Origin of the sequence: Dyadobacter koreensis, from assembly GCF_900108855.1 — a bacterium.
GTDB classification, from domain to species: Bacteria; Bacteroidota; Bacteroidia; order Cytophagales; family Spirosomataceae; genus Dyadobacter; species Dyadobacter koreensis.
In genome coordinates this window covers 919,262-932,043 of sequence record NZ_FNXY01000001.1, presented here as the reverse complement: position 1 = coordinate 932,043, position 12,782 = coordinate 919,262, and the positions used below count along the sequence as shown (strand labels likewise).

Here is a 12,782-nt window from a genome sequence, read left to right as displayed (position 1 = left end):
TACAGCGCAAAATTAGGCACCAACTTTTGCTAAAAACATGACATTTGTCCTAAAATGCTTTTTGGCTGATTTCCCTGCGCAACCGACTCAGATGTCTCGGCGTAATGTTCAGATAGGAAGCCAGATACTGGATCGGGACATTCTGGATAAATTCGGCTTGTTTAGTCAAAAGTTCCTCATAGCGCTTTTTTGCACTGTATTTCTGGTATCCGAAAATCCTGTTTTCCAGCGCTATATATTGGAGTTCACTTAGATGTTTTCCCAATTTCAGCCAGGCGCTCCCTTTTTGATAAAGTTTTTCCAGGTTCTCCTTTTTTATAATTACAAGTTCTGCATCTGTCAAAGCCTGAATAGTTTCTTCGGTAGGATTTCCAGTGATGAAAGATGAAAAAGCAGTCATCACATTACCCGGAAAAGTAAGACAATATGTAATTTCCTCTGACTTGTCAGAATAGTAAAAAGAGCGCAGAATTCCCGTTTTTATAAATACGACTTCGTCACAGATTTTTCCTTCCTGAATCAGAAAATCTCCTTTTTTTAGCCTTTTGTTTATGATGAAAGGGTCAAGCTGGTCGAGTTCGGTGGCTGAAAGGATAGTAAATTGTTGGAAAAATGATTTCATGATTTTGTTTTGCATTGAGAACAGGAAGCAAAGATAAGAGCACGGCAAACGTTATTTTAAATAATTTTTGTGCGGTCTGTATAGTGCGATCTTTGTAGTGAAGCTATAATTTTATATCACTAAAAATAAAAAATTAAATTATGAAAATAATTGGCCGCCCTAATCCGGAAGACGCTCCGAAATGGTATCCTTATTTCTTTGATCTGGCAACGGGCGATAATTTAATAGAAGCACTGGAATACAATAAAAATCAGATGTTTGATTTGGTTCGCTCTATACCTGCACCATGGGAAGACTATGCCTATGCCGAGAATAAATGGACAGTCAAACAAGTTTTCATCCACCTTGCCGATGACGAGCGGTACTATGCGTATAAGGCGTTCTGTTATTCCCGCCGGGTTGACGTCGTTCTCGAAATTCCTCAGGGCCAGGAATACAATAAAGATTTTAACGCACATAACAGAACTTTGGAAGATATAGCCGAAGAACTTTTGGCAGTAAGAAATGCAACAATCACACTTTTTAAAAATATGACCGACGAAATGCTTGATTTCAAAGGTTTTACAAGTGTGGAGCCTTACTCGGCGCGAAGTTTAGGCTGGATGGCTGTAGGGCATAGTATTCACCATTATAACGTGTTGAAGGAGCGGTATTTAAAAAGACTATAACTCTATAAAGTTCCCACTATCCAATCACCCCGGCCTGTACAGTTTTTACATACCTAATTGGTTGATTGTCCTGCGTATCATTTTCCTTTCTGTGAGGAATTATCACTTCCCAGTGACGATAAAATCTTGATAATTGTAGGTAATAATGTTGCGAGAGCTCCCAGAGAAGTCACAAGTTTTGCGCTGGCTTCATGCTGAGAAGACAACAAAAAACCGATAATGGCAATCGAAATAAGGGTAAGCGGAAGTTTAATTTTATTCCAGTTACGGTTATCGTTAATTTTTTCAATGAGTTTCTCCATCTCGTAACTCCCCAGACCTGTGAGAATATAATTTCTAAAACCGCGGCTGAATATTTTTAACATGCCATTGTTTTCAATAACAACTCCTTTGTCCAAAAGGATGTAAAGCGTGTTTTTATCATAAGAGTTTACAAGCCCGTCTTCCGCCAGATCGTAAAGCATAAACTTTTCTGCCTTTGAAAAGGACTGCCATAAGGCTCCATAAAAGTGGTACGATGTCAGCTGCAATTTGTAAGAAAGACTTTGCTCATCAGCCAATATCCCGTTTTTGGAGTGTTCCTTGAAAACTCGAATGGCTGGCTCTGCGAGTTTGTTTATATAGTTGCTGTACTGCGTTTCCCGATATATGTCGGATTTTAAATCTGCTTTGGATATTTTAAACTTAGGAAGTCTCTGACTGACGACACGGAAGTTGGCTAGTAAAACCTGCCATCTTTCGCTACTGTAATGATCCGTTATCTTGTCCTCAGATTCGTCAAGCGCATCAATCAGGGTACTAGGGTGGATGGTAGATAGAATCAATATTTTTAAGTCTTTGCTTTTGGCTGTACGGTAGGTTTCTTCCAGTTTTTTCAGCTTTTCAAGATTCGAAGAAGAATCCCGGAAGTTGTATTCAAAGTGTTGTATCACGATCAGCGATTCAGTGTTTGTTTCCGGTTTGAATTTGGCCCTGAAATCGTCCATGGTCTTGTCCAGCAGGCTGATTTTTTCGTTTGGTGCAGATAGGTCAATCTCTTTAAAGAATCTTTTCAAATAGGTGTCGTCGTCAAGTGATTGGCCGGCTGCAATGATGTTTTTAGGGTCGGATTTTATTATTTTTTTTATAAATTCGCTTTGGTCTGCGCCCGGTGTTTTTATTAGAAAAACGAATCGGTTGAGCTCATTATTTCTCAGAATTTCCTCATCTAAGTGTTTCCAGATACCGGTTTTTGGCAAATTAAGCGAGTATATTTTGTTGATCAGTCCGTAGAGCAAAACGAAAATGATCACGAGCATTCCGGTAAAAGTCAGCCAGAAGAAAAAGCCCTGCGCGGCATAGGGCGACGGTAAGGAGAAGTTGAGTTTAGCGGAGGTCAGACATAGATAATAATCTCCTATGATCCGAAAATTTGTCTTGGTCAGGTTGTCATTTGTTGTTACCTGCTTTAACAGATTATTGAAGAAATAAGAAAAGTCAAAACCTTTTGATTTGTTAAAATCTTTCACACTTTCCACGTTTCCACCTGTGTAGATACGCAGACTATTGAGAAAGTCTATCGTGATTGAATCTTCTGTGGTTTCCTCGCTAACCGGATTTTCGGTTATTTCAAAATTGTTGATCCATAATGCATCTTTGTAAATATTCTGTTCCAGAAAAACGGGTGATAAATCCATTATTTCTTTCCTTTTTATCAAATTATTCTGAAAATTTTTAGCGAACTCATGCTGTTTAAAACGGGCTGTAAGATGCTGGTCAAAGTTGAAAGCGGAAGAGAAAAAAAAGATGATCGGAAGGCCATTGGTCAATAGCATACCTGAAAGTATCAGGCAGGTAAATGTTTGCCGGTAATTTATTTTTGCGGCAATTTCGTCAATAATTGTTTTATGTGTGAACCGTTTACGTTTATAAATGCACGTGAAAAAGATTGGCAAAACACTTAATGTAAAAAAAGCCCAAAATATCAAAAGAGATTCATTGAAAATAAAAAAGGAAAGTAGAGACAAAGCGGTAGGGAAAAATGCGGCGCAGAATAATGCCCTGGATTTATATTTCCGGAGCATATTATTTTCTTCATACCGATATTTATTTACAAACAGTAAATTTAGAAAAACTGGTAATAATGATATCGAAAAAAAGAGACAGTAAAACCTGCAAATCACTGTTTCGAAGTCAAAACAGCTTAACAAAATAGCAATATAAAAGTGAAAGACTGTGGCCTTAATATACTCTTGATGGGAGGAAATTTTTGGCCCTATCCAGCTGGTTTCGTAAGATTGATTGGAATACAGGGAGCGTTTGGAAGAGGCGAAAAAGACAGCCAGTATCTGAATTGTAAAAAAAATGAACAACAGGAACTGCATGGAGAACGTGAAGCTATAAACGTCGATATTCCGAAAGTCAACGTAAGCTCTGTCGTCCATAATGACCAGATGATACGGCAGCATTGAAATCGGTTGAACCAGTACATCATAATTACGTCCAAAGTAACTGGATTTAAAAGTCGCAGAGGAGCGCGTTTTAATAGCACCGGCGATTTTCTCACGTTCTGAAAATTCCAGCAATAAATTTTCATTCAGGTTTTTCGCTTTGTTGGAATGGTAAATAACTTCGCCGTTATCCCTGGTCATGGCAAAGGTATAGCCTGTCGGTACTTTTATACTGTCAAGGCTTTTCAAGTTAATCGTTGCCGCAACCACTTTCATGTTCGGCACTTTGGACGGTAGGGCTAAAACGGTATAAAAGACTCCGTCGATCCACGAATAGACCTGATCCACGTAAAATTTTGAACCGAAAGTTGGGTTGCTTTCTGTAATTTTTTGGAAATATGTTCTTTTTGAAAAATTTCCAGGAAAGAAAACCCTGTTTGTGTCAGCCTTCCACGCAAAGGCTTCCCCCCCGCTGGCAGTCATCCAGAAAATCCTGTCAAGTCTGATGTCGCGTGTCAGGGAATCGAGCGGAGTCAAACCTACATTTTTCCCGCTGCTATCCCGAATCGTGCCTTTTCCAACGCCAAAAAGGGTTTGTTGAGACATAGGATTATTTTTCATCAGGGTATCTAAATGCGATAGTTTTGTAGAATCTTCCTTGATTTCTTTTAGGAAGAAAGATTCAATGGTATGCGCTAACACTTCCTTTGAATCATTTTTATTGTCAATATATAATTCGTTATATTTTAAAAAGATAAAAAATAACAGAGAAATCATAACCATCGATACCACTGCCGATGACAGGGCATCTGTTATCGTTAATCTGTCTTCTTTTCCTAAACTATAAAGTTTGATAATTGGAAAAGTGATTACAATACAGCTGAAAATCGTGATCAGCAACAGGATGATGCTTGGTGAAAGTTTGCTCTTTTCGTGCTCATACCGTTCCAGTGTGATAAGTCCTATTACGGTAAATTTGGTGTTGCGATCGCACACAACAGGCTGATTGAAAAGTTTATATGGAATGCCGCCGAATTCTTTATCCTTAATTGTTGTACCTGAAAGTGTTTTCAAATATTTGGAAAGCGAATCGGCAGAATAGTCGAACCCGGACGAAAACGTCTGGTAGATGACCGCATCTTTATTGACGACAATATAATGGTCAAATACATAGTTTGGGAGAAGCGGTTTAATAAAATCTTCGAAATTATAACGAAAGGAGATTTTTAGCTTACTGAAGGTGTCAACTCTGGTAATTAACAGTTCATTTTTTGGCGTTATCATGTATTTTCGGACCGTGTCCCTATCGGCAACCGGGGAAATGGGCATCAGTGGAAAATTTTCCAGAAGTTGAATGCGCCTGTTTATTACTTTATAATCCTTATTGTTTTTTGAGGGCAAATATGTTTCAAGCAAAGTATAGCCGTTCGTAAGTTTATCTTGTATATTTCTGTTAACATTTTGCAAAGTCCGGAATTTCCAGCGATTCACATCATTCTGGCTGGCTGGCAGATAACTAAAATAGTACATCGCACCCAGCGAAAGCAAAATGGCCAGTGTTACCATGAATGGAATTTGTTCTCGGCTGGGTAAAAATGATTTCATAATTAAAATCCTTTTAGCAATGGTTTGTTTCTCAGAAAAATCTTGGTAAAGCTCCGGGATATTCTCATTGTTGTCGGGCAAAGCGATATACGCTCATATCGGGAAGGGATTTGAGTGCTTATCTTATCAATTGTGCAATCAGTCTTTTGATTTACAGTGTTTTAAAGTTAATAAAATTCAATATTAAGTTGATAGGACGTTACCCTGTTTTGATTTAACGGTTGTATATTTTTACTTAATTTTTAGGTGTTTTGTTTAAGTAATATTCACATAACTTTCTGCGGAACCTTCCGGGAAATCAGCCATCGCCATGAAAGAAAACGAAACACCTAAAAATAAGAATTCAGCGAAGGGATTGCTGCTCTTTATTCTTGCGTTGGCTTTTATTAGCTGGGGGGTGTATCAATGCAAATATTATTACAGCAAATGGTCGGATTATGGTGACCGGCCATGGGCTTACAATCGTGACGAAAATGCAAAATTGCTGATTGGACGATGGGAAGGGAGCTTCAAAGATCCTGATAATGTTTCAAAAAATATAAAACTGGAAATTTTTGAGCCCACAACCGAGAAAGAACGGGAAGCAAAAGCAAGCAGGAAATCCAGGCGGAGGAGCGGGATTCCTACAAAAAATAAGACTGGATTTGACGGTATCGCAAACGTTACGAGCCGGCTAGGAACAGAGGAATATGAAATTTACGGATCTGTCGAAAAAGATGATTTCCATAAATTAAAGTTCAGTTTTCGCCCCATAGATGAAGCAAAAAGGGTATTGCCAAACTTTACAATGTCGGAAGGCCGGACTGGAAGGTGGCAGGATGATCAGCTGACTATTACTTTTGCATTTTCATTTCAAAAGGCGGATGGTTCCAGCTTTTACAGCAGTGCGGATCCGAGACACGAAAAGACGGCAACTGTTACATTATCAAGAAGCAGGTAAGACATTATTTCATGTCCCTAAAACTTTACGTCATTTCTCAGATGGATGCCCAGCCAGTACTACCCTTGCAACGGATGTTAGCTACCATCGCGCGCGCTCCTGACAAAGTAGGTTTTCCATCCTTACCGGCGAAAGCGTCCATGATCGCTTGCATGGTATTAAGTAAAGATTTGCTTTCATCTGCTTTTCCTGTGAATAAGTAAATTATCTTAATCACGATAAGCATTGGTGAACTATAAAGAGTCTGTTTTGGTGTTTTGAATCTGACCATTGAAACACACTTTGTGACAACAAAAAAAGGGCTTTACAGATTCCAGATATGCTGTCGAAGCGGAAACATGGATGTTATTTAAAATTATTAAAACATTTGACAGGGGCACCAGCGTTTTAATTCGTCCATTATAAACGATCTTGGTCCTGAAATTTCTATAATCACTTATCCTTTTAATATGAAAATTAAACACCTGACTTTTCTTGCTCTCGCCCTCACTTTGGGTAACGATAATCTTTACGCGCAAAAAGGGAAACCGCTTTTTACAGAGCAGCCGGGTATGGTTTCTTATACCTTCAGGAAAAGTCTCAGCAAAGATGCTGCTGCCACTTTGGATACGCTGAAAGGCTTAGGGATCAAGGATATGGAGTTTTCAAGTTTGTTTGGGAAAACCGCTCCGGAACTTCGTAAATTGCTGGACGAACGCGGAATAAAATGTTCATCCTTCGGTGTAGGTTATGCCGATGCATTGAACAAAACTCAGGAAGTTGGCCAAAATGCCAAGGCGCTTGGAGCTAGTTTTGTTCGGGTAGCATGGATTCCTCACGAAGGGCCTTTCACATTAGAAATGGCGGAAAAAACGGTAGCTGATTTCAATAAAATCGGTAAGCAGTTAAAGGATGAATTTGGACTGACTTTCTGTTATCATAACCACGGATACGAATTCGAGAAGCATGGTGATGGAACTTTGATGGACTATATTATTCAGAAAACCGATCCGAACTATGTAAGTTTTGAACTGGATATGTTATGGGCATTCTTTCCCGGACAAGATCCTGCAGCTTTGATCAGGAAATACCCGACACGCTTTAAGCTGGTTCATATGAAAGATTTGCGGAAAGGTGTAAAAGGTAATCTTTCAGGAGGAACTCCGGTTGAAAATGACGTGGCTTTGGGAACCGGACAACTGGATATTCCGACGATTTTAAGAGCGGCAAAAAAGTCCTCGATCCAGCATTTTTATATTGAGGATGAAAGTCCAAGTTATGCCACACAGGTTCCGCAGACAATTGCGTATCTGAAAAGTCTGACTTATTAATAGCTAAAAACGTAGCGCTGATGAAACGGTCGCTGATCTGCGCAGTATTCGAAAGGATGCTGCGCATTTTTTTCTTTCCGTTTTAATAGAAATTGACAGACAAACGGTAACCATCCCGATAAGCTATTCAACGACAAGAAATGCCTGTTCACCGAAAACAGGGAATTGACTGGTAAAGGAAAGACTAATTTTAGTTTATCAAAAAAAAGTATCTACCTATACCAGTAAACAAATTTCTTATGAAAACGAATATCGGAATTAAAGAGGAAAACAGACATGCTGTTGCCGCACAATTGGTAAAACTTCTGGCGGATGAATATGTTTTGTATACAAAAACGAGAAAAGCACATTGGAACGTTGAAGGACCGGATTTTCATTCCATGCATCTGTTTTTCGAAGCTCAGTATCGGCAGCTGGATGAATTGACGGATGGTGTCGCCGAGCGTATACGGAAGATCGGACATTATGCACCAGCCACATTAACCCAGCTTCTTCAACTGACGCATTTAACTGAGGCGACTGCCAGGGACAATGACAGTTTTGGATTTTTAAGGGAATTGCTGGAAGACCATGAAAGTATTATCGAATTTTTAAGAGGGAAAATAAATCCGTTTGCCAACGAATTTGGTGATCTTGGAACGAGTGATTATATAACAGGTTTGATGGAAACGCATGAGGAAATGGCCTGGATGATTCGTGCGCATTTCAAAAAGTAAGGCAATGAGCAGGAGATCATTTGAGGTGCCGACAGCAGAACAAGTTGGTTCTGATTCGAGAGTCATTTTGGAGCGGTTAAAAAAACACCTGGGTGAAGTGCCAAACCTATATGCTACGATCGGATATTCTTCCCATGCGTTAAAAGGTTTTCTTGAATTTGAAGACGAGTTGAACCATGGTATTTTTTCGGGAAAAGAGCGCGAGGCAATCGCCCTGATCGTATCAGAAGTTAACGGCTGCGCCTACTGCCTGGCAGGCCATACAGAGGCGGCAATAAAAAGAGGTTTTTCGAAAGCAGAAACGATCGCAATAAGAAAAGGCGAGGTAGAAAACAGGAAATTATATGCCACTTTACAGCTGGCGAAATCCATTGCGGAAAATAAAGGCGTGCCTGATGAATCTCTTTTAATACGGTTTTTTATGGCTGGCTACAAGGAGGAGGCAGTCATTGAACTGATCGGACTGGTCGCGGCGAGGGTTTTCACTAATTATATTTACGCAACAACCAATATTCCAATTGATTTTCCGGAAGCCGAGCCGCTTGACGCGATTTTCTGAACCAAAAATGTTATTCAGAAGTTTGCTGTTTTTCGTATGCCAAAAAATACAGATAAAAGCTATGTATTAGGCGTCTCAAATATATATTTCCTTAATTTTGAAATGCAGTGCAGCCTGGATATTCTTATTCGGGCTGCATTTATATAATTTTAAAATCTGAATCAACTTATATCTCACGCTCTGCAAATTATGAACAGTTTAATCATTGACGATAATCCGATCGCACGGGCAACATTGAGACAACTGGCGAGCCAGGTCTCTGATCTGGAAGTGGTTTGTGAATGCTGTAATGCGATTGAGGCGTATGATTTTTTACAAACAAAGAATGTTGATCTTTTGTTTTTGGATATTGAAATGCCCGAAATGAGCGGCCTGGAGCTAACCCGGAATTTAAAAAATAAGGACATCGTTATCATTTTTACTACTTCGAAAAAGGAGTATGCAGTAGAAGCTTTCGAACTGAATGTGGCAGATTACTTGATCAAACCCTTTGCACCGGCTCGTTTTTTACAGGCAGTCAGCAAAGTCAGGGAGATTTTAGCGGCCAGGAAAGAAGACATTCAACAGGTGAATGACGAATTTATCTTTGTCAGGGATTCGAACATAACACGTAGGTTGAAATTCGATGATATACTCTATGCCGAAGCCATGGGGGATTATATCAAATTCCATACACAGCAAACCATGTATGCAATTCACGGAACGTTGAAATCTGCCGAAGAGCGGTTGCCATTCGCCAGATTTATTCGGGTTCACAGGTCTTATATCGTGGCGGTGAATAAAATAGACACTCTTCAGGAAGGTGGTCTGGTTATTAGCGGGAAATTCGTGCCCGTTGCAGACGCATACCGTAAGGCTCTGAATAAAAGGATGAATATCTTTTAGTTCAACGAAATTTTTTGCCTTTCCGCCGTCTGATTTTGTCTTGTCGACGACTTCCACGTGCTATCCCGCGATCAATCTGTCATCTTTATAACTGAATTCTATGTTTCCACTTTCTTCGGTAATGGCCAACAAACGTTTTAGTTATCTTATTTTCGCCGCGTTTATCATCGGGACTATATTTCTGATTGTTGTACAATATAACTCTGCCCGCAATATCGATTCGCTGCTGCGGGGAAATGATCAGTTGCTTCGGGAGTTAATGATCAGCAACCATCTCCGGACGATCGACCGGGACCTGCTGGGTGTTGAAAGCCGGATCAGGGCTGGCATTGCTACTGACGATACTTCGCATCTGGAGGGTGTAGATGCGAAAATAGTAGAAGTGAAATCCTATTTGGACACGATAAAAGCTTCCACCGAGGACGAAAAAACACGACAATTACTTGACAGGCTAAATGTTCTGGCGACCGAAAAAATCGAGATAAAACATAAGCTGATGAACCGGTTTTTAAACACCGGAGAAATGAAGGATACCAGCCTGATTGCAAACCCGAGGGCGCGTAGAATTTCGAATGAAATTACTTCTGCTACCTATAAAATTTACGACAGCCGGCAGAAAATGATGTCGGATCTGAGCAACACCATTGGTGAAAGCGGTAGAAAAGCAAGGCTGTATGGAAATCTTCTTGTTGCTCTTTTATTGGTAAGCAGCGGCGGCTTGTGCTGGTTTATTGTAAAACAATTCCATCAGCAAAATCAGCTGATATTAAAACTGGACGATTCTGAGAAAACCGCCCGGGAGGCATTGCAGGTCAAGGAAAATTTTCTCGCCAATATGAGCCATGAGATACGAACTCCATTAAATTCGATCCTGGGTTTTACAAATCTGTTGAAAAGAAAAAAACTGGAACAGGATTCTTCGGAATTTGTTGGCTCGATTCAATCTGCTGGCGAAAATTTATTATCCATCATCAACGACATTCTGGATCTATCCAAAATTGAAGCTGGTATGATGAGGATCGTCGTCAATCCGTTTAGTGTTCGAGGTTTGATCCATTCATTGGAAACCCTGTTTAGTGAAAAAGTTAAGGAAAAAGGATTGACGCTTAAAAGTAGAATTGATCCTGAGATTCCCGACACTTTAATTGGAGATGCGACCCGGCTGACGCAGATTCTTGTCAATCTGATTGGTAATGCTTTAAAATTCAGTGAGGAAGGAGAAATCCTTGTTTCGATTTGTTCAAAAAAAATATCGGGTGATGTCATTCACCTCGGATTTTCCGTTGCGGATCGGGGAATTGGTATCAATAAAGAAAAGATCGCAGCCATTTTCGAACGCTTTAATCAGGCAGAAGATTCTATTACAAGAAATTATGGAGGAACCGGCTTAGGTTTGTCCATTGTAAAAAATCTGGTCACGTTACAGAACGGCGAGATAGAAGTTAAAAGTGAACCCGGAAAAGGTACCTCATTTAATTTTTATATACCATATCTGATTGCTGAGGAACAAATTACAGATCTGTCAATTTTCGATGCTGAGACCACAAAAGCAGCAATTCACGCTCCGATGAATATTCTCGTTGTCGACGATAATCTGATGAATCAGAGCCTGATGAAACATTTGCTGTCTCAATGGAATGCTTCTTTTGAAGTTGTATCAGGAGGTGCGGAAGCGATTAGCACTTTAAAGGAAAAGAAGTTTGACCTGGTTCTCATGGATATACAAATGCCCGGTATGGATGGTTATACCACCACACGGAACATTCGTGAGGATCTGGGATTGCAGCTGCCGATAATTGCCATGACTGCACACGCAATGGCAGGTGAACGTGAAAAATCTTTAAGCCACGGGATGAATGAATACATTTCAAAACCGATCAACGAACATGATCTATTCACTTTAATCAGTAAGTTTGTCAAAAGAGATCAGGCGGTTCAGACGGCTCATGAAACGTCTCCGAAGTTGGTAAATTACCAATATATCAATCTGACTTACATGAAGGAGATTAGCAAGGGAAATGTTGGCTATGAAAAAATAGTAACGGAACAGTTCATACAGTGTATGCCGGAAGATGTTTCAGGCTTGCAATCCGCTTTTGAGAAAAAGGATTTTACAAAGCTCAATCAGATTGCGCATAACATGAAAACCAGTGTTGCCATTATGGGTTTATTGCCGAAGCTGGAGACTTTGCTGGATAAGCTTGAATATGCTGCTGCCGAGACTTCGGACGTTCAGAAAACGATCACGGAAGTAACCATAATTTGTATCAAAGGGGTGCGTGAAGCCGAACATTTTCAGGAGATATTATCTGCCTGACTTTAAGTAAAAGTGGGTTGATAGTTTACCATTGGTCTTGCGCGGATTTTGCCACATGTTTGGACGAAAAAGGAGAGCCGCCAAACTCTCCTTTTTTCAATTTTTACTCAAATCTATTTCTGCTGCAGCATCTGAGGAATTCCAATTTTTCTCGCTGATGCCGCCGTGCTGTCAATTCCGAGATTTTTCATGATATCTGCCGAAAGATTCGACGTCGAGTCGCGGGCAAATAGCACAACCGGCCACATATCACCACCATCCGGATTCAGGTCCATCCGTAGGATAAATGAATAGCCTTTTTGTCTGCCGGCAAAAACAATTGCTTCATTCACTTTTTGCTTGATCGGAGTGAATTTTTTGGTGTAATATTCACGAAGTTCCTTCATCGCATTTGCCTCAAATTCTTCATAGGATTTTTTCAGATTGTCAAGTTCCAACGCCTTATCTCTCAATATCATCTGTTCTGCCTTTCCTGCAACCAGCTTGTCCAGTGCGGCCGACTTGGCTTCATAGTCGTCAAATTTACCTTTTAAAACTTTTTCGTACTGCTGGCTTTTTAGCGTAATTTCTTGATTCAGTTTTTTAAATTCAGGCATCCTTTCAATGATAAGCTGCTGGTCGACATACCCGATTTTTTCACTGGTATTCTGCCCGAAACTTACGGTTAGACTGAGACAAAAAAGCAAACAAAGTAATGTTAGTGATCTCATAATGATTTGATTGGATTAGGT

The 12,782-nt window shown here is 40.0% G+C and carries 11 protein-coding genes; 7 read left to right on the top strand and 4 right to left on the bottom strand.

The genetic code is table 11. The features are described from left to right. Positions 1–49 precede the first annotated feature (49 nt). On the bottom strand, positions 50–622 hold the full coding sequence (locus BMY70_RS03860; protein ID WP_090332094.1) for a Crp/Fnr family transcriptional regulator: 573 nt from the start codon (positions 620–622) through the stop codon (positions 50–52). Positions 623–762: 140 nt separating this feature from the next. On the opposite strand from BMY70_RS03860, the gene BMY70_RS03855 reads away from it, so the two are divergent. Then, a complete protein-coding gene (locus tag BMY70_RS03855; protein ID WP_090332092.1) occupies positions 763–1,290 on the top strand; it encodes a DinB family protein in 528 nt (175 codons plus the stop codon). Positions 1,291–1,367: 77 nt separating this feature from the next. Here the strand turns inward: BMY70_RS03855 and BMY70_RS03850 are convergent, their stop codons facing one another. Next, positions 1,368–5,324, bottom strand: coding sequence for a cache domain-containing protein (locus tag BMY70_RS03850; protein WP_143072046.1), 3,957 nt, complete (start codon positions 5,322–5,324; stop codon positions 1,368–1,370). 310 nt (positions 5,325–5,634) lie between these two features. On the opposite strand from BMY70_RS03850, the gene BMY70_RS03845 reads away from it, so the two are divergent. After that, positions 5,635–6,264 carry a hypothetical protein gene (locus tag BMY70_RS03845; protein WP_090332085.1) on the top strand — a complete coding sequence of 210 codons (630 nt, stop codon included), beginning with the start codon at positions 5,635–5,637 and terminating at the stop codon, positions 6,262–6,264. Positions 6,265–6,301: 37 nt separating this feature from the next. On the opposite strand, the gene BMY70_RS03840 is transcribed toward BMY70_RS03845, so the two are convergent. Next, positions 6,302–6,481 (bottom strand): hypothetical protein, encoded by a 180-nt coding sequence (locus BMY70_RS03840; RefSeq protein WP_143072045.1) that lies wholly within the window; start codon positions 6,479–6,481, stop codon positions 6,302–6,304. Positions 6,482–6,713: 232 nt separating this feature from the next. Here BMY70_RS03840 and BMY70_RS03835 point away from each other — a divergent pair, with 232 nt between their 5' ends. The 5 genes from BMY70_RS03835 to BMY70_RS03815 all read left to right on the top strand — a co-directional run bounded on the left by BMY70_RS03835 (position 6,714) and on the right by BMY70_RS03815 (position 12,051). Next, complete coding sequence (locus BMY70_RS03835; protein ID WP_090332079.1) at positions 6,714–7,574, top strand: sugar phosphate isomerase/epimerase family protein; 861 nt, start codon at positions 6,714–6,716, stop codon at positions 7,572–7,574. A 239-nt stretch (positions 7,575–7,813) separates the two neighbouring features. Next, positions 7,814–8,290 carry a Dps family protein gene (locus BMY70_RS03830; protein WP_090332076.1) on the top strand — a complete coding sequence of 159 codons (477 nt, stop codon included), beginning with the start codon at positions 7,814–7,816 and terminating at the stop codon, positions 8,288–8,290. 4 nt (positions 8,291–8,294) lie between these two features. After that, a complete protein-coding gene (locus BMY70_RS03825; RefSeq protein ID WP_090332073.1) occupies positions 8,295–8,849 on the top strand; it encodes a carboxymuconolactone decarboxylase family protein in 555 nt (184 codons plus the stop codon). A 189-nt stretch (positions 8,850–9,038) separates the two neighbouring features. Next, positions 9,039–9,734: a LytR/AlgR family response regulator transcription factor gene (locus tag BMY70_RS03820; protein WP_090332071.1), complete on the top strand. Its 696-nt coding sequence runs from the start codon at positions 9,039–9,041 to the stop codon at positions 9,732–9,734. A 100-nt stretch (positions 9,735–9,834) separates the two neighbouring features. Continuing rightward, positions 9,835–12,051: a hybrid sensor histidine kinase/response regulator gene (locus BMY70_RS03815; protein ID WP_090332068.1), complete on the top strand. Its 2,217-nt coding sequence runs from the start codon at positions 9,835–9,837 to the stop codon at positions 12,049–12,051. Between the two features lie 113 nt (positions 12,052–12,164). Here BMY70_RS03815 and BMY70_RS03810 read toward each other — a convergent pair whose 3' ends face one another. Then, complete coding sequence (locus tag BMY70_RS03810) at positions 12,165–12,761, bottom strand: OmpH/Skp family outer membrane protein (protein WP_090332066.1); 597 nt, start codon at positions 12,759–12,761, stop codon at positions 12,165–12,167. Positions 12,762–12,782 lie beyond the last annotated feature (21 nt).

Coding starts and splice junctions, on each gene's coding strand:
- BMY70_RS03860 (WP_090332094.1), bottom strand. CDS start 622: ATGAAATCATTTTTCCAACAATTTACTATCCTTTCAGCCACCGAACTC.
- BMY70_RS03855 (WP_090332092.1), top strand. CDS start 763: ATGAAAATAATTGGCCGCCCTAATCCGGAAGACGCTCCGAAATGGTAT.
- BMY70_RS03850 (WP_143072046.1), bottom strand. CDS start 5,324: ATGAAATCATTTTTACCCAGCCGAGAACAAATTCCATTCATGGTAACA.
- BMY70_RS03845 (WP_090332085.1), top strand. CDS start 5,635: ATGAAAGAAAACGAAACACCTAAAAATAAGAATTCAGCGAAGGGATTG.
- BMY70_RS03835 (WP_090332079.1), top strand. CDS start 6,714: ATGAAAATTAAACACCTGACTTTTCTTGCTCTCGCCCTCACTTTGGGT.
- BMY70_RS03830 (WP_090332076.1), top strand. CDS start 7,814: ATGAAAACGAATATCGGAATTAAAGAGGAAAACAGACATGCTGTTGCC.
- BMY70_RS03825 (WP_090332073.1), top strand. CDS start 8,295: ATGAGCAGGAGATCATTTGAGGTGCCGACAGCAGAACAAGTTGGTTCT.
- BMY70_RS03820 (WP_090332071.1), top strand. CDS start 9,039: ATGAACAGTTTAATCATTGACGATAATCCGATCGCACGGGCAACATTG.
- BMY70_RS03815 (WP_090332068.1), top strand. CDS start 9,835: ATGTTTCCACTTTCTTCGGTAATGGCCAACAAACGTTTTAGTTATCTT.
- BMY70_RS03810 (WP_090332066.1), bottom strand. CDS start 12,761: ATGAGATCACTAACATTACTTTGTTTGCTTTTTTGTCTCAGTCTAACC.